The organism is Mycobacterium sp. (assembly GCF_035274705.1).
Classification (GTDB): domain Bacteria; phylum Actinomycetota; class Actinomycetes; order Mycobacteriales; family Mycobacteriaceae; genus Mycobacterium.
In genome coordinates this window covers 1-20,536 of sequence record NZ_DATENY010000007.1, presented here as the reverse complement: position 1 = coordinate 20,536, position 20,536 = coordinate 1, and the positions used below count along the sequence as shown (strand labels likewise).

Here is a 20,536-nt window from a genome sequence, read left to right as displayed (position 1 = left end):
GACTTCCTTTCAATGTCCGCTCAGCGGACGCCTTGGTGGGCAAGTGCTTCGGCGAGTTCGTAGAGGCTGCCAAGATCGACGCCGTCGGGAATCTGCGGAAGCTCCAGGCGCGCCACGTCGAGTTCATCGAGCTGTTCGGCACTCTCGGCGCGCGCCTTGATGCGCGTCGCATGCTGGATCGTCTCGGTAAGTAGCCCGGCAAAGTCGCTGTCGGACAAGGTGATTCCTGTGCTTTGCAGGCCCGCGCGTACCGCGTCGGCATCGATGTCACCTTCAGCGGCCTTGGCGAGATCATCGGCGGAGAGGTAGGCAGGGATGTTGCGGTTGACGATGACGCTGCCGATCGGCAAGTCAAGTTCCTGCAGTTCCTCGATGGCTTCGAGCGTCTCTTGGATCGGCAGCGCCTCCAGCAGCGTGACGAGATGGATGGCGGTGAGGTCGGAATGCAACACCTTGACCACGCTTTCGGCCTGCGAATGCACTGGGCCGCCCTTGGCGAGGTCGGACACCGCCTTGGTGACGTCGAGGAAGCGGGCGATGCGACCGGTCGGTGGGGAGTCCACCACGATCGCGTCGTAGGCGGGTTGTTTGCCCTTCTCGGCGCGGGTCACGATCTCGCGGATCTTGCCGGTCAGCAGCACGTCACGCAGGCCGGGGGCGATCGTCGTCGCGAACTCGACCGCGCCGATCCGGCGCATGGCCCGGCCCGCCAGGCCCAGGTTGTAGAACATGTCGAGGTATTCAAGGAATGCGGCTTCGGTGTCGACGGCCAGTGCGTTGACGTGACCACCGCCGTCCGCGGTGGCGATCTTGACCTCTGCGTAGGGCAGCGGCGGAACATCGAACAGCTGCGCAATGCCTTGGCGCCCTTCGACTTCCACCAGCAGCACCTGGCGGCCACCGGCGGCCAGCGCCAAGGCGAGCGAGGCCGCGATCGTAGATTTCCCGGTACCGCCCTTGCCGGTGACGAAATGCAGACGCGCCTTGGTCAGGCGCGACGGCCAGCCGACCGGATTACCCCCGTTGGTAGTACCCACCACTGCATGCTAACCAAGCGGTGAAGGCCGCCCGATAGGCTCAGCCCCATGAGCGAACCGACCCGTTGGGAATACGCCACCGTCCCGCTGTTGACCCACGCGACGAAACAGATCCTCGACCAGTGGGGCGACGACGGCTGGGAGCTCGTGTCGGTACTGCCCGGCCCGACCGGGGAGCAGCACGTCGCCTATCTGAAGCGACCCAAGTGACGGCCTCGCAAAAGCTGGCCGAACTCGGCATCGAGCTGCCCGACGTCGTCCCACCGTTGGCCGCGTACGTGCCTGCGGTGCGGACCGGCAATCTCGTCTATACCGCGGGCCAACTGCCGATGAGCTCAGGCAAGCTGATCGGCACCGGCAAGGTGGGCGCCGAGATCACCCCCGAGGACGGCAAGGCTCTGGCGCGGGTGTGTGCCTTGAACGCGTTGGCCGCGGTGCACTCGCTTGTCGGCATCGATGCCGTCACCCGTGTCGTCAAGGTCGTCGGATTCGTCGCGTCAACAGCCGGATTTCACGGTCAGCCGGGCGTCATCAACGGCGCATCGGAATTGCTCGGGGAGGTGTTCGGCGAGGCGGGCGCGCACGCCCGCTCGGCCGTCGGCGTCTCGGAGTTGCCGCTGGACGCACCCGTGGAAGTCGAGATCATCGTCGAGGTCGCGTGAGCGACGATCGGGCAGAGGTGACGTGACCCTCGAGCACCCGGCGTACGGCCTATTGCGCCCCGTCACCGAGACCGCGTCGGTGCTGCTGTGCAACAACCCCGGGCTGCTGACGCTCGACGGCACCAACACCTGGGTGTTGCGGGGGCCCGGCAGTGACGAGATGGTGATCGTCGACCCCGGACCCGAGGACGACGAGCACATCGCGAACATCGCCGAGCTCGGGCCGATCCCGCTGGTGCTGATCAGCCATAAGCACGAGGACCACACCGGCGGCATCGACAAGATCGTCGAGCGTACCGGCGCGGTGGTGCGTTCCGTCGGCAGTGGATTTTTGCGTGGCTTGGGCGGTCCGCTGACCGACGGTGAAGTCATCGATGCCGCGGGGCTGCGCATTACGGTAATGGCCACGCCGGGGCACACCGCCGATTCGCTGTCGTTCCTGGTCGACGACGCGGTGCTGACCGCCGACACCGTGCTGGGCCGCGGGACCACCGTCATCGACAAGGAAGACGGGAGCCTCGGCGACTACATGGAGTCGCTGCGCCGCCTGCACGGCCTGGGACACCGCACCGTGCTACCCGGCCACGGACCCGACCTTGCGGATCTCGAGGCCGTCAGCGCCATGTATCTGGCGCACCGCGCCGAGCGGCTCGATCAGGTGCGCGGTGCGTTGCGTGCCCTCGGCGACGACGCGAGCGCGCGACAGATCGTCGAGCATGTGTACACCGATGTCGACGAAAAGCTATGGGACGCAGCGGAGTGGAGCGTCCAAGCCCAACTCGACTACTTGCGTTCCTAGCGGGCGCGGTGCTGGCTAGCCGGGCGCGATTTATCGCGCTCGGCGTGCCAGTCGCTCGGAGTCGGAGATCAAAACGCTCTTGCCCTCCAAGCGAATCCAGCCGCGGTGGGCGAAATCGGCGAGCGCCTTGTTCACCGTCTCACGCGAGGCGCCGACCAACTGCGCGATCTCTTCCTGCGTCAGGTCGTGCGTCACGCGCAGCGCGCCGCCCTCCTGCGTGCCGAACCGCTGCGCCAGCTGCAGCAGCTGCTTGGCCACGCGGCCGGGCACGTCGGTGAAGATCAAGTCGGCCAGGTTGTTGTTGGTGCGACGCAGCCGGCGCGCCAGCACGCGCAGCAGTTGCTCGGCGATTTCGGGGCGGTCGGCGATCCACGCGCGCAACGCGTCGCGGTCCATCGACACGGCGCGCACCTCGGTGATCGTGGTAGCGCTCGACGTGCGCGGGCCGGGGTCGAAGATCGACAGTTCACCGAACATGTCCGACGGGCCCATGATGGTAAGCAAATTCTCGCGACCATCCGGCGACCGGCGGCCGATCTTGACCTTCCCGGAAATGATGATGAACAGGCGATCGCCGGGCTCTCCCTCGGCGAAGACCGTGTGCCCGCGCGGAAAGTCGACCGGCTGCAACTGTTTGGTCAGCGCGGATACGGCGCTGGGTTCAACCCCCTGGAAGATTCCGGCCCTCGCCAGGATCTCGTCCACGTTGCCCCTCTTAAGCTGTTGGGTGATATGACATGCGCAAAGCTGACCTCTTACTGGTTAGCGAGATCAGTCTAGAGGTACGCCAATTCGCGACTAGCCACGCTACACACGATTGGCATGTCGAGTCGGCTGAAATTCAGGATTAGACCGGTGATGCACGTACAGACGTGTTGGCAAACTTGCCATATCACGCACACCGGTCCGGGCGTCAAACGGCCATTCCCGTTCGTGCAGCCGATGCTGCAGGCTGTCCAGCGCGCGGCCCATGCCGTCTCGCGCCAGTGTGTTGACATCATCAGGTTCGGCTTGCTCGAGAAACTTGACCACGTCGGTGGCAGAGACGGTGTCGTCGTGCAGGCCCTGTTCGAGTCGCTGCAGCCCGAATGTTGCCAGCATCAGCAACCCCGGAATAAGCGCGACGAGCAACCACGACACAAGGGTGAAGTAAACACGGCCAAGGTCTCAGCGGGATCACGAATTGTCACCGGTCCGCGCGTGGGTGAGTCGCGGGCGAGTCGGACCCCGTAAGTACGCTGGCTTGCGTGACTGTGGGTGAGAGTTCAGCCGAAAAGCAGGCGGCCGCCAAGCCGGCGCGGCGTGCCGATTCCCGGAAGTGGGACGGCGAGACTCGCATCGGTCTGGTGCGACGGGCGCGGCGGATGAATCGCACACTGGCGCAAGCATTTCCGCACGTCTACTGCGAGCTGGACTTCACCAATCCGCTGGAATTGACGGTCGCGACCATCCTGTCGGCACAAAGCACCGACAAACGGGTCAACCTGACGACGCCCGCATTGTTCAAGCGCTACCGCACGGCCTTGGATTATGCGCAGGCCGACCGAACCGAACTCGAAGAACTCATCCGGCCCACCGGGTTCTACCGCAACAAGACCAACTCGCTGATCCGGCTCGGCCAGGAACTCGTGGAGCGGTTCGACGGCCAGGTACCCAACACCATGGATGATCTGGTGACGTTGCCAGGTGTCGGGCGCAAGACGGCCAACGTGATCCTCGGCAATGCCTTCGACGTTCCGGGCATCACCGTCGACACCCATTTCGGCCGGCTGGTGCGGCGGTGGCGCTGGACCGCCGAAGAGGATCCGGTCAAGGTCGAGCACGCCGTCGGTGAGCTCATCGAGCGCAGCGAGTGGACGTTATTGAGTCATCGCGTCATTTTTCATGGCCGCCGTGTGTGCCACGCGCGCAAACCCGCGTGCGGCGTGTGTGCCCTGGCCAAGGACTGCCCGTCGTTCGGCACCGGCCCGACCGACCCGCTGGTGGCCGCTCCGCTCGTCAAGGGCCCGGAGACCGAGCACCTGCTGGCGCTGGCCGGGCTGTAGACCCTGCGCAGATGAGCACGTCGACCCGCTGGACCATCGCGGTGATGGTTGTCGTGGTCGCGCTCGGTGCGGGGTTGTGGACGCAACTGAGTGACGACGGTGCACCGAGCGGGCCGACCGGGCAGTCCGCCGCCCGCGACCGCCGCGACGCCGACACCTCCGCGGCGCTGGCCGGGCCGCGTGCCCGTGCCGATCTCGAACCGTGTCCGTCCGCCGGAGCCGGCCCTGGTCCAGAGCATCTGCATGGCATCACCCTTGAATGCGCTGGTGACGGGTCGAGCGTGGACGTCGCCAAGGCCGTCGCGGGTCGGACCGTGGTGCTCAACCTGTGGGCGTACTGGTGTGCACCGTGCGCCGAGGAACTGCCCGCGATGGCCGAGTACCAGCGGCGCGTCGGCCCCGACGTGACCGTGTTGACCGTTCATCAGGACGAGAACGAGACGGCGGCGTTGCTGCGGCTGGCCGAGCTCGGCGTGCGGCTGCCGACGCTGCAGGACGGTCGCCGGTTGATCGCCGCGGCGCTGCGGGTGCCCAATGTCATGCCTGCCACCGTGGTTCTTCGCCAGGACGGTAGCGTGGCCGAAGTCCTGCCGCGGTCGTTCGCCAGCGCCGACGAGATCGCCGCAGCGGTGAACCCGAAGATTGGAGCGGCGGGGTGAGCTGGGACAGCGAATCGGGGGAGCTGATTCCCGACGCCGCCCCACCCTGGCTCAAGCCGCTGGTCGAGAACTCTCACCACGTCAAGCGCGCCTATCGGCGCCGCGTGCCGCCGGAGGTGCTCGCTATGGTGACGGCGGCCAACGCGAATTCCGCGCTGGCCGGCGCCAAGCGAGATGCCGCCGTGCTCGTGCTCTTTTCGGGGCCGCAGGACGCCGCTGCAGACGGGCTGCCCGACAACGCCGACTTGCTGGTGACCGTGCGGGCATCGACGCTGCGCCATCACGCGGGCCAGGCCGCGTTCCCCGGCGGGGCGGTCGACCGCGGCGACACCGGGCCGGTGCACACCGCGTTGCGCGAAGCCAATGAAGAGACGGGTATCGATCCCAGCCGCCTGCACCCGCTGACCACCTTGGAGCGGATGTTCATTCCGCCGTCGGGTTTCCACGTCGTTCCGGTGCTCGCCTATTCGCCCGATCCCGGCCCGGTAGCCGTCGTCAACGAGGCCGAAACCGCGATCGTCGCACGTGTCCCGGTTCGCGCGTTCATCAACCCTGAGAACCGAATCATGGTGTACCGCAAGGAAAACACCCGCCGGTTCGCCGGTCCGGCATTTCTGCTCAATGAGATGCTGGTGTGGGGCTTCACCGGTCAGGTGATCTCCGCGATGCTCGACGTTGCGGGCTGGGCCAAGCCGTGGCACACCGACGACGTTCGAGAACTCGACGAGGCAATGGCGCTCGTCGGGCATGAGGACAGCTACGGTGAAGCCCAACAATGACATCGTCACAGTGGCTTGACCTCGCCGTCCTCGCGATTGGGTTCGTGGCGGCCATCTCCGGCTGGCGCTCCGGCGCGCTCGGCTCCTTGCTGTCATTTGTCGGGGTGGTTCTCGGCGTGGTGGCCGGCGTGCTGTTGGCGCCCCACGTGGTCAACCACATCAGCGGTGCCCGCACAAAGCTATTCGTGGCGTTGTTCCTGATCCTCGCCCTGGTGGTGATCGGTGAAATCGCCGGCGTCGTGCTGGGCCGCGCGGTGCGTGGCGCCATCCGCAACCGCGCGCTGCGGACCTTCGATTCGGTGATCGGGGTCGGCCTGCAGCTGATTGCGGTGGTGGTGGCGGCCTGGATGTTGGCCTCGCCGCTGCAGAATTCGGATCAGCCGAACCTGGCTGCCGCCGTCCGGGGCTCCAAGGTGCTGGCTCAGGTCGACGAGGTGGCACCGAGCTGGCTGAAATCGGTGCCGGCGCGGTTGAAGGCGGGACTGATCGACTCCTCCGGCCTACCTGATGTGCTGCAGCCGTTCAGCCGCACGCCGATCGTCCCGGTCGCCCCGCCGGACGCGGCGCTGGCCAACGACTCCGTCGTCGCCGCCACCCGGCCGAGCGTGGTGAAGATCCGCGGTGTCGCTTCGAGCTGCCAAAAGGTATTGGAGGGCAGCGGTTTCGTCGTCGCGCCCAATCGGGTGATGTCGAATGCGCACGTGGTCGCGGGGTCGGACACCGTGACGGTCGAGGTCGACGGGCAGACGTACGACGCGGGCGTGGTGTCCTACGACTCGGGGGCCGACATCTCGATTCTCGATGTGCCCGGCTTGCCGTCGGCACCCCTCCAGTTCACTGACGCGCCTGCGCCGACGGGCACCGATGGCATCGTGATGGGCTACCCCGGCGGCGGTGACTTCGTCGCAACGCCAGCCCGCGTCATGGAGATCATCGAGCTCAACGGGCCCGATATCTACCGCAGCACCACCGTCACCCGCGAGGTGTATACCATCAGAGGGACTGTGCGCCAAGGCAACTCGGGCGGTCCAATGATCGACCGCAATGGCAGGGTGCTGGGCGTGGTGTTTGGCGCCGCGGTGGACAATGCTGATACGGGCTTCGTGCTGACCGCCAATGAAGTCTCGCGTCAGCTCACCAAGATCGGCAACACGCAACGCGTCGCGACCGGCGCGTGCGTCGGCTAGCCGCACACCTGCGCAAGGAATCGTGACAGCTGGTCGTTGACTATCTCCGGTGCTTCCTCGTGAGCGAAATGTCCTGCGCCGGAGACGGATACGTAGCGGCCGTGCGGGGCGTAGTGCTGTGTGCGATAGACCGCGTCGGCCAGAACATACCGGTCCGCGTCGCCACGCAGGTGCAGCACCGGAACGCCAAGAGGCCGTTTCATCGAACGCATGAACCGGCGGCCCTCCCCGCGCAGCTGGCTGCGCACCGCCCAGCGCTGGTATTCAAGCGCCGAATGCGCCGCCGACGGGATCTGGATGGCCTGCCGCATGTGCCGGATGGTTTCGGAAAAATCCTCTGACGCAAGCCATTTCTCGCTGGCACGACTGCGGACGAGCCGCTCCAATTCGTCCGCGTTGTGCCGCGTGAGTGACCGCTCCGGCAACATCGGCATCTGATAGCGCAACATCGACGGCAGCAGTGCCAGCCCCTGGTCGCGCCTCGTCAGCGCCGAAGCGCGCAGCGCGACCGGATGCGGGGAGCTGACTACCGCGATGGCCCGCACCATTCGCGGGTGCAATACCGACGTCGCCCAGCAGACCAGGCCTCCGTCGGCGTGACCCACCAGTGTGGCCGCCTTGTGGCCGAGCGCGCGCACCAAGCCTGCCGTATCACCCGCCAGTGTCCAGCCGTCGTAACCGCGCGGTGGTTTGTCGCTACCGCCGTAGCCGCGCAGGTCGACCGCAACCACCCGCGCGCCGGCCAAGCCCCGCAATTGGTGGCGCCACGACCACCAGAACGACCCGAAACCGTGCAGCAGGATGACCAGCGGCCGGTCGGTCGCCGGAGCCGCGTAGGCCGCGCCGGTGGACCCAGTTGTTCGGTCCTTGAATTCGGCCTCCACGACGTGGAAGCGAATTCCGTTGGCGTGCACCTCCAGATGGCGCCACGGACCGTCGATGCGCACCACCGACGGATCGGGCGGCGGGGGCATCTACCAGCCCGACGGGTCGGCCGTCGACGCCGAGGAGCCCTGGCCGTTCGGTGACGTGAGCGCCTTGTCCGCCTTGTCGTGGCCCGGCGTCAGGGCTTCGCGGGTCTCTCTGACCGATTCGATCGTCTGCTGCGGACCCCTGATTCGTCTGACCTTGAGATAGCCGAACAGTGCGAGCACCGCGGTTACCACGAGCATGAGCGCAAACACGATGAGGAACGCGATCCAGCGCCACAGCCAGGTGTCGAGCAGCTCGGCGAGGAAGAAGAAGAAAAAGAACGTCGAGTAGAACAGCACCACCAGCGCGAGGATGAAAAAAACGCTGCCCGTCAGGCCCTTCTTGACGTCGCGGGTGATCTCGGCCTTGGCCAGCTCGACCTCGGCCCGCACCAGCGTCGACACCTGCGCCGTCGCATCCTTGACGAGGTCGCCGATGGACGGGTCGGCCTTGGCGGCGTGCGGATCCACCAGGGGAATCGATGTAACGGTGGTCGGCACGCCATTGGTGCGATCGCTCACGGAACACGCCCTCCCCGAGTCTGCTGTTAGTCGCGGTTCATGTTGCCATGTGGCGTCCCGCGAAACGATCCCGGCCGACGATAGACTGACCCGGTTTGAATGGTTGGGCGGTCGGGCGTCGATAGGGGTAGGCATTGAAGACCAGCGGCCGCAGCCTGACGATTCTTGCGGCGATCATCGCCTTGGCTGCGCTGTATCTGCCCACCACCCCGATCGCCGCCGCCGACGGCCTCGTCCCGCTTGGGGGCGGTTCGGGCATCGTGGTGGAGGGCGACACGCTGTGCACACTCACTGCGATCGGTAATGACAACCGCGGCAACTTGATCGGCTTCACCTCGGCACACTGCGGCGGCCCCGGCGCACGGGTCGAGGCCGAAGGCGTGACCAATGCCGGTGTGATCGGCACGATGGTCGCCGGCAACGACACCCTCGACTATGCGGTCATCCAATTCGACCCGGCCAAGGTTCAGCCGGTCAACAACGTCAAAGGTTTTGAAATCGACGGCCTCGGCCCCGACCCGGTGTTCGGCGATATCGCCTGCAAGCTGGGCCGCACCACCGGCTATTCGTGCGGTGTGACGTGGGGACCGGGCGAGCAGCCCGGCACGATCGTGAACCAGGTGTGCGGTCAGCCCGGCGACTCTGGCGCGCCGGTTACGGTCAACAATCGCCTCGTCGGCATGATCCACGGCGCGTTCAGCCAGGAGTTGCCGACGTGTGTGGTCAAGTACATCCCGCTGCACACGCCCGCGGTGACCATGTCGTTCAACACCCAGCTGGCCGACATCACCGCGAAGAACCGGCCGGGTTCGGGTTTCGTCCCGGTCGGCGCGCCGGCTGCCTAGTCCTCGGCCTTGCTGGCCCGAATCGCCTCGAATACGCCGGGGTCGACAAGCGTTGAGGTGTCACCGAGTTCGCGGCCCTCGGCGACGTCGCGCAGCAGCCGTCGCATGATCTTGCCGCTGCGGGTTTTCGGAAGCTCGGGCACGACGTGGATCTCCCGCGGCTTGGCGATCGGCGAAATCTCCTTGGCCACTTCGGCGCGCAGTTCGTCGACCATGTGCTCGTGTGTCTTGTCCGCGGCACTGGCTTCCAGGATGACGAATGCGATGATCGCCTGGCCGGTTTGATCGTCGGTGGCGCCAACGACAGCCGCTTCGGCTACGTGTGAATGCCCGACGAGCGCGGACTCGACCTCGGCGGTCGAAATCCGGTGTCCTGACACGTTCATCACGTCGTCGATGCGGCCAAGGACCCAGAACGCGCCGTCGCTGTCGTACCGGGCGCCGTCGCCGGCGAAGTACCAACCCTGCTTGGCATATCTTTCCCAGTAGGTTTCCTTGAACCGCTCCGGATCGCCCCAGATGCCGCGCAGCATCGACGGCCACGGCTCGTCTAGCACCAGATATCCGGTGACGTGCTCGCCTTCGTCAGCACCGGGCACCAGGTCCTTGCCGTCGTCGTCGACCACCTTTGCCGATATCCCCGGCAGCGGTTTCATCGCCGAGCCGGGCTTGCAGTCGGTGACGCCGGGAAGCGGTGAGATCATCGCGGCGCCTGTCTCGGTCTGCCACCAGGTATCGACGATCGGAGTCTTGTTGCCGCCGAAGGCGTCCCGATACCAGCGCCACGCTTCCGGGTTTATCGGTTCGCCGACGGTGCCCAGCAGTCGCAGGCTCGACAGGTCATGCGCGTCGGGAATCTGGCGGCCCCACTTCATGAACGTGCGAATCAGCGTGGGCGCGGTGTAATAGATTGTCACACCATACTTTTCGATGACCTGGAAGTGCCGGTGCTCATCCGGAGACGCGGGAGTGCCCTCGTACACCACCTGTGTCGCGCCGTTCGACAGCGGCCCGTACGCGATGTAGGTGTGGCCGGTGACCCAACCGATATCGGCTGTGCACCAAAAGACGTCGGTGTCCGGCTGGATGTCGAACACGTTGTAGTGCGTGTACGACGCCTGCGTCAGGTAGCCGCCAGAGGTGTGCATGATGCCCTTTGGCTTACCGGTAGTGCCCGACGTGTAGAGCAAGAACAGCGGATGCTCCGAGTCGAACGCTTCGGGTGTGTGTACCGGTGACGCCGACTCGACGGTCTCGTGCCACCACAAGTCGCGGCCAGCGGTCCAGGGCGCGTCGATACCGGTGCGCCGAACCACCAGCACATGCTGGACCGAAGCTTGGTCGCCGACCGCCTCGTCGACAGCTTCCTTGAGCGACACCGCCTTTCCGCGCCGGTACTGCCCATCGGTGGTGATCACCAGTTTGGCTTCGGCGTCCTCCACGCGCGCCTTGAGCGCCGTCGCCGAGAACCCGGCGAACACGACGCTGTGCAGCGCTCCGAGGCGCGCACACGCGAGCATCGCCACGATCGCCTCCGGCACCATCGGCATGTAGATCGCGACGCGATCACCCGCCGTGATTCCGAGGTCGGTGAGCGTGTTGGCCGCCTTGCACACCTCCGCGAGTAGGTCGGAGTACGTCAGCGTCCGGGCGTCACCGACGGGCTCACCTTCCCAGTGGATTGCGACCCGATCGCCATTGCCGGCTTCGACGTGGCGGTCGACGCAGTTGTAGGCGACGTTGAGCTTGCCGCCGATGAACCACTTCGCGAACGGCGCCTCCGACCAGTCGAGCACCTCGGAAAACGGTGTTTGCCACGACAGCCTGTTGGCCTGTTTGGCCCAAAACGCCAACCGGTCCTGTTCGGCCTCGCGATACAGCTCCTCGGTCGCGTTGGAGCTGGCCGCGAACTCCGGCGGCGGCGGGAAAGACGACTGGACTTCGGCGCGCGTGTCGGTCATGCCTGTGAGCGTAGTCACCCAACGTTGCGTCGACGTTGGCATGTCACAGGGCCCGCGCGACGAGAATGGCGGACGTGGAGGTGATGTCGAAGGTTGCGAGGGCCTTCGGGATGTCCGACGAGGCCTGGAAGCGTCACGCCAATCCGTGGAGCGTGTGGACCAGATTTGCGGCGATCCCTCTGGCGATCATGGCGATCTGGAGTCGGGTGTGGCTCGGCTGGTGGTGTTTGATACCCATCGCGGTGGTGCTCCTGTGGCTGTGGCTCAACCCGCGCGTATTCGCCCCCGTCGAGACGCCCGAGAGCTGGGCGGCCAAAGGCATCTACGGCGAGAAGCTGTGGTTGCAAGAGCGCCACCACGTGCCGGCCGATCACCGGGTCGTGCTGCGGCTGCTAATCGGAATCGGCAGTGCGGGTATGGCTTTGTTGGCGTTCGGGCTGGTGACGCTTGAGGTCTGGCCGACGGTTTTCGGCGCCAGCCTGATCGTGCTTGGCCAGCTGTGGCGGATCGACAGATTCGTAACGTTTTATGAGGACCGGATCCGGGCGAATGCGCAGGACCGCGGTGCGGCGGGCTAGCGTAGCCGCCGTGAATTCCGATCCGTTAGCTCCGCTGGCCGAGCTGCCCGGCGTGGCGGTGGCCAGCGAGGAGGCCCGGGAGGCACTGGGTCGCGCTCATCGGCACCGCACGAATCTGCGCGGCTGGCCCGCGACGGCCGCCGAGGCGTCTCTGCGCGCGGCCCGGGCGTCCTCTGTGCTCGACGGTGGCTCACTGCAGCTGTCGGACGGCGGTGACCCCGACCCGGTGCTGGCCGGCGCGCTGCGGGTGTCGGAGGCGTTGGAGGGCGGCGCGACCTCGTTGATCGGGGTTTGGCAGCGGGCTCCGCTTCAAGCCATCGCGCGGCTGCACGCGTTGGCCGCCGCCGATCTGGCCGACGATGATCGCCTCGGACGTCCCCGCGGGGACGCCGACATCGGCAGGCGCCTCGAGCTGCTCGCCGACATCGTCACCGGCGGCACCAAAGTGCCCGCACCTGTTCTGGCCGCGGTCGTCCACGGCGAGCTGCTGACACTGGAGCCGTTCGGCACGGCCGACGGTGTGGTGGCCCGTGCGGTTTCGCGGTTGGTGACGATCGCCAGTGGTCTGGATCCGCACGGCCTTGGCGTGCCGGAGATCTACTGGATGCGCCATTCGGGCGACTACCGTGCCGCGGCGCGCGGCTTCTCGTCGGGTACTCCTGACGGCCTGACAGCGTGGCTGCTGTTGAACTGTAGGGCGTTGCATGCCGGTGCGCGAGAAGCGCTTTCCATCGCCGCGGCTGCGTCGTCGTAGATTGGCCCAGCAACGTGAAGCGGGCGACGCTCCGAACTGATTCGGCTCGCCGCCCGCTAGCACGGACTCCGGTTACCAAGCGTGCTTTGTGGGTTACGTGGGTTGGCCTCGGCGTCCTTACGATGCGCTTCGACTAACAATCCCTACCCAAAGGGTCGTCATTTGTCGTCCGCTTTTCGCAATTGCGCAGGCCCGCAACACTTTTGCCTATTCCGCGGCATGTGCTCCGCGTGGGTGCCGGGATCCGTGCTGGGTAGCCCGCCTTCGGGAGATCGAACCTTCTCTTCCGGTTCGGCCTTGGCCTCGTCGGGCTTCCGTGCTTCCTTTGTACTCCGTGACCCCGGTCACATCAAGGGCGAAATTCTGTGCGATCCCTGATCGTTACGACGCGCGGCCAGCTACTACGCGCAGTAGCTCGTCTAGAGGGCGAACCGTCGCAACAGCGAGTAGGTCAGCGCGCCGGCCGCCAGAGCGCTGACGCCGACCGCCGCAGTGGTCGCGACCGCGGCGCCCGACGGCGCGGGAATTCGGTCGCGAAGCGATACCGGTTTGGAGAAAGTCAACATCGGCCAGCCACGCCCCGCGGCCTCTTTGCGCAGTGCGCGGTCGGGGTTTACCGCCGTCGGATGGCCGACGGTTTCGAGCATCGGCAGGTCGGTGATCGAGTCGGAGTAGGCGTAGCAGTGCTCGAGTGCGTAGCCCTCACGAGCCGCGAGCTGGCGGATCGCTTCGACCTTGCCTTCGCCGTAGCAGTAGAACGCGATCTCGCCGGTGTAGCGGCCCTCATCGACAACCATCCGCGTGGCCATCGCATGCGTGGCGCCAAGCGCACGCGCGATGGGCGCGACAATCTCCTCGCCGGAGGCCGAGACGACGACCACATCGCGGCCGCACAGTTTGTGGTCGGCGATCAGCTCTGCGGCTTCGGCGAACACCAGTGGGTCGACGATGTCGTGAAGCGTCTCGCCGACGATCGACTTCACCTGCTCGACGTCCCATCCGGCGCACATGTTGGTGACGTACGAGCGCATCCGGTCCATCTGGTCGTGGTCGGCGCCGGACATCAAGAACAAAAACTGCGCGTAGGTGGACTTCAGAACGGCCCGCCGATTGATTAGCCCTTGGTCGAAGAAAGGTTTGCTGAAAGCCAGGGTGCTGGATTTGGCGATTACCGTCTTGTCAAGATCGAAGAAGGCCGCCGTACGGACACGCCGGTCGTTTGCTGGGCTTATTTGCGGCGTCGTCAACCCCCGGGCCACCGGATCGGATGCGGTCACAACGCCCAGCATAGGGGCCTTCGTGTGACAGGAGACGACAGAGTGTATAACTTGGCAGTTCGCGACACCTGCCGGTGACTGCAATCTTTCCTGCTACGCGGTGCTTTTCTGGGATCCGGTACTTGCGCTGTTCCGTACTGCCGTGTGTATAGTGAGCATTACTCGGCTTATGCCGGGTGTGCATCAGCCCGACCCCCCGGGGCTGATACACGACGACCTCCGCCTCCTCCCCCCCTGGCGGGGGTCGTCCCTTTTATGGACCTCTTTTCGCAAAGCGGATAACCCTTCACGGTCGCCGATAGTTGCGGAATACCATTTTCATGACCTACATACCGCTCCGTATGTCATGCCTGTCCACAACTCCTGATTCATCCACAGACGCCGTTGATGGTGATGGCGGCTGTCGTCGCCTGCCCGCAGGCTGGGGGTCATGACCGAAGTCAATGCGATCCTGGCGCTGGTGGCAGACCCGCTATTGCGCGACGATGTGGACCGCGTCGCCGCGGCCGCCGGTGTGCAGGTGATCCACGCCGCGGAACCGTCGAGCCGCAAGGTCTGGACGGCCGCGGCGGCCGTGTTGGTTGACGTGCAAGCCGCTCTACGGTGTGCCGAGCGCGGGTTGCCCAGGCGTGGTCGTGTCGTGCTCACCGGCCGCGTCCAACCCGCCGCCGCCGACTGGCAGGCAGCCATCGCCGTCGGCGCCCAACACGTCATCACACTGCCCGAGCAGGACGGCGTCCTGATGGCCGAACTCTCCGAAGCTGCAGATTCTTCGCGCAACGACGCGCGCCGCGGCGCGGTCGTCGCCGTAATCGGCGGGCGCGGCGGGGCGGGTGCCTCGGTCTTCGCGACGGCGGTGGCGAAGACCGCTGTCGACGCGCTACTCATCGACGCCGACCCCTGGAGCGGCGGCATCGACCTGCTGCTCGGTAGCGAAAACGAAGTGGGTCTGCGCTGGCCAGACCTCACCCTGCAGGGTGGCCGGTTGAACCTCGCCGCCCTTCGGGACGCGCTGCCGCGACGCGATGGAGTCAGTGTGTTGTCGGGAAGCCGCTGCGGCGGCGATATCGACGCCGCGCCGCTGGGCGCGGTCATCGAAGCAGGCAGTCGCGGAGGCGCGACGGTGATTTGCGATGTCCCCAGGAGATCCACCGCCGCGGTGGAGACGGCGCTCGAGGCAGCCGACCTCGTGGCCGTCGTGTGCCCAGCCGATGTGCGGGCGTGCGCCGCGGCCGCGGCGATCGGTCGGTGGGTGGCGACGATCAATCCGAACGCCGGTGTCGTGGTGCGTGGGCCGTCGCCGGGCGGATTGCGGTCGGCCGATGTCGCGGCCGGCGTCGGACTACCGCTGCTCGCGGCGATGCGGGCACAGGCCGGGGTCGCCGACGCGCTGGAGCGCGGCGGGGTGAAGGTCGGCCCCCGGTCTCCGCTCGCGGTGGCGGCGCGCCGGGTCCTGGCGGTCCTCCAACAGCACCCGACGGTGACCGCCGCATGAGCGCTTCACTGATCGACCGGGTGCGCGAGCGACTGGCGGCCGAGGCCGCGCCGTTGCGGCCGACCGTCGTGGCCGATGCGATCCGCGCGGAATCGGGTGGCGTTCTCGGCGACACCGAGGTGCTGAACAGCCTGCGGGTGCTGCAGACCGAACTGACCGGCGCGGGCATCCTCGAGCCACTGCTCCGGGCGGACGACACCACAGACGTCCTGGTCACCGGGCCCGACGCGGTGTGGGTGGACGACGGAAAAGGATTGCGCCGCAGCACTATCCGGTTCGCCGATGAGGCGGCGGTGCGAAGGCTCGCGCAACGGCTGGCATTGGCGTGCGGGCGGCGCCTGGATGAGGCACAACCGTGGGTAGACGGGCAACTGACCGGTTTGGGCGCCGGCCAGTTCACCGTCCGGCTGCATGCGGTGCTGCCACCGATTGCCGCCGATGGAACTTGTCTGTCACTGCGCGTGCTGCGACCGGTCACCCAGGACCTCGCGGCGCTGACGCAGACAGGCACGATCGCGCCGGCCGCTGCCGAGCTGCTCGGCGAGATCATCGGAGCGAGGCTTGCGTTTCTGATCTCCGGCGGCACGGGCGCCGGAAAGACGACGATGTTGGCCGCGATGTTGGGCGCGGTTTCCGCTGACGAACGCATCGTCTGCGTGGAGGACGCTGCCGAGCTGGCGCCGCGGCATCCGCATCTGGTGAAGCTCGTCGCGCGCTGCGCCAACGTGGAAGGCATCGGCGAGGTGACAGTGCGCGATCTGGTCCGGCAGGCATTGCGGATGAGGCCCGATCGGATTGTGGTCGGCGAGGTTCGCGGTGCGGAGGTGGTTGATCTGCTCGGCGCACTCAACACCGGCCACGACGGCGGTGCCGGCACCGTGCACGCCAACAATCCCGCCGAGGTGCCCGCGCGGCTCGAGGCGTTGGCAGCGCTCGGCGGGCTGGATCGCGCGGCTCTGCACAGTCAACTCGCCGCCGCGGTGCAGGTGCTGCTGCACATCATCCGCGACCGCAGCGGACACCGCCGGCTCACCGAGATCGCAGTCCTGCGGTGTGGCGACGACGGCCGTGTCCACGTCCTGACGGCATGGGATGCCGACGATGGATGGGGTTGCGGCGCAAAGTATCTGCGCCAGCTGCTGTATGGACGGGGCCGGTCATGAGCGGAGCGGCGCTCGCCCTGGCACTGGCCGTGCTGGCCGCGCCGACCGCGTCACGGCACCGGCTCCAGGCCCTGCGGCTCGTCGCACCGGTGCGACGACGGTTCCCGGTGCTGCCCAGTGCGGGGATTCTCGTGGTGACGTCGGTCGTCGTGCTTCCGGCGAGTGTCGTCGTGGCGGTTGGCATCGTCGGCGCCACGTTGGCAATGCGTCACCGACAACACGTCCGGCAGCGGCGACGTGCGGCCGAATCGGCCGCCCTTCAGGGCGCATTGGATGCCCTCGTCTCCGAACTGCGCGTGGGCGCGCATCCGGTCGCAGCCTTCGAGAGCGCCGCCAACGAGTCCGACGGTGCGGTCGCGATGTCGTTGCGCGCGGTCGCGGCCAGAGCCCGGCTCGGCGCCGACGTGGTGGGCGGGTTGCACAGCGTGGCACTGCGCTCACCGACGCCTGCGTATTGGGATCGTCTCGCCGTGTGTTGGCAACTCGCCCAGTCGTATGGCTTGGGCATCGCGGCGCTGATGCACACCGCGCAACGTGACATCGTTGCGCACGAACGCTTCTCGGCCAGCGTGCACTCTGGCATGGCCGGCGCCCGCGCGACGGCCGCGGTACTGACCGGGCTGCCGGTGTTGGGCCTGTGTCTCGGTCAGCTGATCGGTGCCGACCCGCTGACCTTTCTGCTGGCGGGTGGGGCGGGCGGATGGATGTTGATCATCGGTGTCGCGTTGGTGTGCTGCGGGCTGCTGTGGTCGGATCGCATCACCGGGCGGATGATGACATGACGTGGGCCGCTGTGCTTTTGGCAGCCGCCGTGCTGGCGAGCGGCGATTCGTCGCGCGTACGCATCCGAGCCGGTTTGAGCGGTGCGGCCCGGCAGCGGCCGGCACCGTCGGCCTCGAATGACCCGCTGGCCGCCGCCTCCAGTTTCGACGTGTTCGCGGCATGTCTGCGCTCCGGGATGGCGGTGTCGACCGCCGCGGCGGCGACCGCATCGTCGGCTCCACCGCCGTTGGCGCGGCTACTCAACCGGGCCGCCGACTTGTTGGCATTGGGGGCCGATCCCGCGACGGCGTGGTCGAACTCCGGTCTACCGCACGACAAACACACCGAGGCGCTGATGAGGTTCGCGCGGCGATCGGCGACGTCTGGTGCGGCGCTGGCTGATGGCGTCGCGGAATTGGCCGAGCAGTCGCGGCGTGAGGCGGCCGACGTGGCGGGCGCTGCCGCCGAGCGCGCCTCGGTGTTGATCGCCGGTCCGCTGGGCTTGTGTTATCTGCCGGCGTTCGTGTGTCTGGGCATCATCCCTGTGGTCGCCGGGCTGGCCGGCGACGTCCTGCAATCTGGTGTCATCTGATGGCAATCGAGCGATGAGGAGGAAACATGTTGGTGCAGAGAAAGATTCGGGCATTGTGGACGCGGCTGACGTTGCTCGCGGTCGACGACGCCGGAATGTCGACGGTGGAGTATGCGATCGGGACCATCGCGGCGGCGGCGTTCGGCGCGATCCTGTACACGGTCGTCACCGGCGATTCGATCGTCAGCGCGTTGACCAACATCATCACCCGAGCGCTCAACACCAACGTATAGCCGATGAGTCGGGGGGTGTCACCGTCGAGGCGGCGTTCGCGATCGCGGCTCTTGTCGTCGTGCTCACGCTGTGCGTGTCGGGGCTCACAGCGGTTTCGATGCAGGTGCGCTGTGTGGACGCCGCCCGCGAAGCCGCCCGCCTTGCCGCGCGAGGCGACGACGCTTTGGCGGCCGAGGTCGCACGAAACACCGCGCCCGACGGTGCCGCCGTGCAGCTACGGCGCAACGGCGACCTCGTCGTCGCGTCAGTCACGGCACGATCGGCGCTGTTGCCGGGTGTCACCGTCGCGGCGGAAGCGGTGGCCGCGGTCGAGCGCGGATGATCGTGGCTCGGCCAGTTTGGTGGCCGTCGCGATGATGGCGGTGCTGTTGTCGATCACGATGGGCGCGGTATGTGTCGGCTCGGCGGTGATCGCCCGCCACCGTGCCCAGGCGTCGGCTGACTTGGCCGCACTCGCCGCGGCGGGCCGACTGGCAGGTGGCGCGGAGCAGGCGTGCGCGCGGGCATCGGCACTGGCGCGGGCAATGCGCACGGCGATTTCGCAATGCACGGTGGACGAACTCGATGTGATCGTGACCGTCGACGCGCCGGTGTCGTTCGGCAGGATCGGTGTGGGTTCGGCGGGCGCCGCAGCCAGGGCTGGCCCAGCCAGTACGGGAGGCTAGGATTTAGTCGCTTTACCCTTGTGTTGCTTGGGTTTTCGCTCCGCCCCGACGCTGCTGCCAGCATCCTCTAGTCCGGCCGCAGCCAGCTCCTGCGCGGCGGGGATCCGCAATGCCAGCAGTCCTGCGAATGTGTCCTTGTCGATTTCAACGCGGTTGATGGTCATGTGCACCGGTGTCCATCCGCCGTCGTTGGCTCTCAACCTCAGGATGCCGGAGGTCGCACCGGTGCCGAATTCGATTGTCATTCTCGCCATCTGGGGCGCATCGTCGGGGTGCACGACGGAGTCGCTGGCTTCGCGGGCCCGCCAGTCGAAAAACGGCGCCGGCTCGTCCAGCCACTTCAACAACTTCCAGTGATGTAGGTCGACGAGGGCACGATGGACGCCGGGTTGCCTTAAGCCGTTGAGAATTCGCTCTGCGAGGTTGTCGTGAGGGTCGGTCGAGTAATCGCGCTCACTGCGCCAGTTCATCGCCCGGCAGATCAGCAGTTCACTGCCGTCGTCTTCGCTCTCTATCCGCGTCCGCGCAACCCAACCAATATTGACGTGTTCGCCCTTGTAGTCGGTGATATCCCACGAGTTGCAGAATGTCATGCCAGGCTCGGGTCGCATCAACATGGCCAGCACGGTGGCTTCACTCGGATTGAGGTCTCGCATGGGCAGGTCTTCGGCGAACGCCCGACCCTCCGTGGCCTCGGCGTCGGGGTCGTGGCCGCTGTTGAACAACGACTCCCGGGTATCGGTCGCGACGCCGTTGGTGAGGTCCCACTTCAAAGGTCCCGGCACGGGGCGCTCGGGCGGTTCCATGTCCGGCGGACCGATCCACACGTGTACACCGTGCGTTAACCCATCGGACATCTGTACAACTTCTGTGCGGATCACGCGGTCATTCTTTGGCGTGATGCTGCTCAGGCCGACACCGGCGCGCACTGTTTCGCCGATGGCCGTCTGGATCGCCATCAGGTTGGGGTTGCGCCGCAAAAACGCGCTGATTGGAACGAGGTTCTTGGTTTGACGGCCTTGTGCGACCACGGCGGGCTCGCTGCCCAATGTTTCCACGAGCAGCCAGTCGTGGGTCATGCCCGGCATTTTACCCATGCGCTAATTGCCGCCTCGCGGCGAACGTTCACTTCGAAATTAGTCGATCTTCGCTGGTGGTGAGCTTCCGACTTGGTTCGGTAAAGCATTCCTTAGTTGCAATAACCCCTGCCACAAGGTACTTTTCGACTGCACCCGACTTCCGGGATTGGGAACGGATCGCGTTGTCCGGCCGTTCGCCGCAACTGTCTGTGTGCTCGGTGTGCGCGATCTCGGCGCCCCGGCCGCAGAGCCGTGGGGGCGACCGTCGAGGGGTCGGTCGCCACCATCGGCGGCTCACGACCCATCATCGGCCAGCTGGCGAAGCACCAGACGTAGCACCTTCACCGCGCCGTCCTTATCGAGCGGGTCGTTGCCGCTGCCGCACTTGGGCGACTGGACGCATGACGGGCAGCCGAGCGGGCATTCGCAGGCCTCGATCGCCGCGGCCGTCGCTGCCCACCAGGTGTCGA

Annotated in this window: 26 protein-coding genes; 17 read left to right on the top strand and 9 right to left on the bottom strand. The window is 66.6% G+C overall.

From position 1 onward, the window contains the following. Positions 1–20 precede the first annotated feature (20 nt). Positions 21–1,040: an ArsA family ATPase gene (locus VJV41_RS01730; protein ID WP_325330458.1), complete on the bottom strand. Its 1,020-nt coding sequence runs from the start codon at positions 1,038–1,040 to the stop codon at positions 21–23. A gap of 45 nt (positions 1,041–1,085) precedes the next feature. On the opposite strand from VJV41_RS01730, the gene VJV41_RS01725 reads away from it, so the two are divergent. Genes VJV41_RS01725 through VJV41_RS01715 form a run of 3 tightly spaced genes read left to right on the top strand, consistent with a single transcriptional unit; the run spans position 1,086 to position 2,498 of the window. Continuing rightward, the gene (locus VJV41_RS01725) at positions 1,086–1,247 is read left to right on the top strand and encodes a hypothetical protein (RefSeq protein WP_325330456.1); all 162 of its coding nucleotides are present in this window, start codon (positions 1,086–1,088) and stop codon (positions 1,245–1,247) included. Continuing rightward, a complete protein-coding gene (locus VJV41_RS01720) occupies positions 1,244–1,699 on the top strand; it encodes a RidA family protein (RefSeq protein WP_325330454.1) in 456 nt (151 codons plus the stop codon). The genes VJV41_RS01725 and VJV41_RS01720 overlap by 4 nt, the downstream gene beginning before the upstream one ends. A 22-nt stretch (positions 1,700–1,721) precedes the next feature. Beyond that, on the top strand, positions 1,722–2,498 hold the full coding sequence (locus VJV41_RS01715) for an MBL fold metallo-hydrolase (protein WP_325330452.1): 777 nt from the start codon (positions 1,722–1,724) through the stop codon (positions 2,496–2,498). Between the two features lie 30 nt (positions 2,499–2,528). Here VJV41_RS01715 and crp read toward each other — a convergent pair whose 3' ends face one another. Beyond that, complete coding sequence (crp, locus tag VJV41_RS01710; RefSeq protein ID WP_041312815.1) at positions 2,529–3,203, bottom strand: cAMP-activated global transcriptional regulator CRP; 675 nt, start codon at positions 3,201–3,203, stop codon at positions 2,529–2,531. Positions 3,204–3,305: 102 nt separating this feature from the next. Continuing rightward, positions 3,306–3,599, bottom strand: a complete 294-nt coding sequence (locus VJV41_RS01705; RefSeq protein WP_325330627.1) for a hypothetical protein — start codon at positions 3,597–3,599, stop codon at positions 3,306–3,308. 263 nt (positions 3,600–3,862) lie between these two features. Between VJV41_RS01705 and nth the strand changes: the two genes are divergently transcribed. From nth to marP, 4 genes are read left to right on the top strand one after another with little or no spacing between them, the layout of a single operon-like run. Next, positions 3,863–4,543 carry an endonuclease III gene (gene nth / locus VJV41_RS01700; RefSeq protein ID WP_325330625.1) on the top strand — a complete coding sequence of 227 codons (681 nt, stop codon included), beginning with the start codon at positions 3,863–3,865 and terminating at the stop codon, positions 4,541–4,543. A gap of 11 nt (positions 4,544–4,554) precedes the next feature. Continuing rightward, positions 4,555–5,202 carry a TlpA disulfide reductase family protein gene (locus VJV41_RS01695; protein ID WP_325330448.1) on the top strand — a complete coding sequence of 216 codons (648 nt, stop codon included), beginning with the start codon at positions 4,555–4,557 and terminating at the stop codon, positions 5,200–5,202. After that, on the top strand, positions 5,199–5,981 hold the full coding sequence (locus VJV41_RS01690) for a CoA pyrophosphatase (protein WP_325330446.1): 783 nt from the start codon (positions 5,199–5,201) through the stop codon (positions 5,979–5,981). Before VJV41_RS01695 ends, VJV41_RS01690 begins: the two co-directional genes overlap by 4 nt. After that, a complete protein-coding gene (marP, locus tag VJV41_RS01685) occupies positions 5,978–7,168 on the top strand; it encodes an acid resistance serine protease MarP (RefSeq protein ID WP_325330444.1) in 1,191 nt (396 codons plus the stop codon). Before VJV41_RS01690 ends, marP begins: the two co-directional genes overlap by 4 nt. Here the strand turns inward: marP and VJV41_RS01680 are convergent. Together VJV41_RS01680 and VJV41_RS01675 are read right to left on the bottom strand one after the other, a co-directional pair. After that, on the bottom strand, positions 7,165–8,142 hold the full coding sequence (locus VJV41_RS01680) for an alpha/beta hydrolase (RefSeq protein ID WP_325330442.1): 978 nt from the start codon (positions 8,140–8,142) through the stop codon (positions 7,165–7,167). The two genes, marP and VJV41_RS01680, sit on opposite strands and share 4 nt — an antisense overlap. Further along, entirely contained in the window at positions 8,143–8,661 is a 519-nt protein-coding gene (locus VJV41_RS01675) for a phage holin family protein (protein ID WP_325330440.1), read from the bottom strand. It lies immediately after the preceding gene. Positions 8,662–8,816: 155 nt separating this feature from the next. Here VJV41_RS01675 and VJV41_RS01670 point away from each other — a divergent pair, with 155 nt between their 5' ends. After that, positions 8,817–9,506, top strand: a complete 690-nt coding sequence (locus VJV41_RS01670) for a S1 family peptidase (RefSeq protein ID WP_414684855.1) — start codon at positions 8,817–8,819, stop codon at positions 9,504–9,506. Here VJV41_RS01670 and acs read toward each other — a convergent pair. After that, positions 9,503–11,467, bottom strand: coding sequence for an acetate--CoA ligase (gene acs, locus VJV41_RS01665; RefSeq protein ID WP_325330436.1), 1,965 nt, complete (start codon positions 11,465–11,467; stop codon positions 9,503–9,505). The genes VJV41_RS01670 and acs overlap by 4 nt on opposite strands. A gap of 83 nt (positions 11,468–11,550) precedes the next feature. Between acs and VJV41_RS01660 the strand changes: the two genes are divergently transcribed. Then, on the top strand, positions 11,551–12,045 hold the full coding sequence (locus VJV41_RS01660; RefSeq protein WP_325330434.1) for a DUF6653 family protein: 495 nt from the start codon (positions 11,551–11,553) through the stop codon (positions 12,043–12,045). Continuing rightward, a complete protein-coding gene (locus tag VJV41_RS01655) occupies positions 12,017–12,799 on the top strand; it encodes an oxidoreductase (protein ID WP_325330432.1) in 783 nt (260 codons plus the stop codon). The genes VJV41_RS01660 and VJV41_RS01655 overlap by 29 nt, the downstream gene beginning before the upstream one ends. A gap of 419 nt (positions 12,800–13,218) precedes the next feature. On the opposite strand, the gene VJV41_RS01650 is transcribed toward VJV41_RS01655, so the two are convergent. Beyond that, positions 13,219–14,076 carry an HAD-IB family hydrolase gene (locus tag VJV41_RS01650; RefSeq protein ID WP_325330430.1) on the bottom strand — a complete coding sequence of 286 codons (858 nt, stop codon included), beginning with the start codon at positions 14,074–14,076 and terminating at the stop codon, positions 13,219–13,221. A 430-nt stretch (positions 14,077–14,506) separates the two neighbouring features. Between VJV41_RS01650 and ssd the strand changes: the two genes are divergently transcribed. From ssd to VJV41_RS01615, 7 genes are all read left to right on the top strand, one after another. Further along, complete coding sequence (gene ssd / locus VJV41_RS01645; RefSeq protein WP_325330428.1) at positions 14,507–15,571, top strand: septum site-determining protein Ssd; 1,065 nt, start codon at positions 14,507–14,509, stop codon at positions 15,569–15,571. Next, positions 15,568–16,734 (top strand): TadA family conjugal transfer-associated ATPase, encoded by a 1,167-nt coding sequence (locus tag VJV41_RS01640; RefSeq protein WP_325330426.1) that lies wholly within the window; start codon positions 15,568–15,570, stop codon positions 16,732–16,734. The genes ssd and VJV41_RS01640 overlap by 4 nt, the downstream gene beginning before the upstream one ends. After that, entirely contained in the window at positions 16,731–17,516 is a 786-nt protein-coding gene (locus VJV41_RS01635) for a type II secretion system F family protein (RefSeq protein WP_325330424.1), read from the top strand. Before VJV41_RS01640 ends, VJV41_RS01635 begins: the two co-directional genes overlap by 4 nt. Further along, positions 17,513–18,088 carry a type II secretion system F family protein gene (locus VJV41_RS01630; RefSeq protein WP_325330422.1) on the top strand — a complete coding sequence of 192 codons (576 nt, stop codon included), beginning with the start codon at positions 17,513–17,515 and terminating at the stop codon, positions 18,086–18,088. Before VJV41_RS01635 ends, VJV41_RS01630 begins: the two co-directional genes overlap by 4 nt. A 26-nt stretch (positions 18,089–18,114) precedes the next feature. Further along, a complete protein-coding gene (locus VJV41_RS01625; protein WP_325330420.1) occupies positions 18,115–18,321 on the top strand; it encodes a DUF4244 domain-containing protein in 207 nt (68 codons plus the stop codon). A 74-nt stretch (positions 18,322–18,395) separates the two neighbouring features. Then, positions 18,396–18,644: a TadE family type IV pilus minor pilin gene (locus tag VJV41_RS01620; RefSeq protein WP_414684853.1), complete on the top strand. Its 249-nt coding sequence runs from the start codon at positions 18,396–18,398 to the stop codon at positions 18,642–18,644. Positions 18,645–18,663: 19 nt separating this feature from the next. Then, positions 18,664–18,987 carry an Rv3654c family TadE-like protein gene (locus VJV41_RS01615; RefSeq protein ID WP_414684852.1) on the top strand — a complete coding sequence of 108 codons (324 nt, stop codon included), beginning with the start codon at positions 18,664–18,666 and terminating at the stop codon, positions 18,985–18,987. Here the strand turns inward: VJV41_RS01615 and VJV41_RS01610 are convergent. Together VJV41_RS01610 and VJV41_RS01605 are read right to left on the bottom strand one after the other, a co-directional pair. Next, positions 18,984–20,066 (bottom strand): PAS domain-containing protein, encoded by a 1,083-nt coding sequence (locus VJV41_RS01610; RefSeq protein ID WP_325330416.1) that lies wholly within the window; start codon positions 20,064–20,066, stop codon positions 18,984–18,986. The two genes, VJV41_RS01615 and VJV41_RS01610, sit on opposite strands and share 4 nt — an antisense overlap. A 294-nt stretch (positions 20,067–20,360) precedes the next feature. Then, positions 20,361–20,536: hypothetical protein (locus tag VJV41_RS01605; RefSeq protein WP_325330621.1), on the bottom strand; the 176-nt coding region annotated here is incomplete at its 5' end.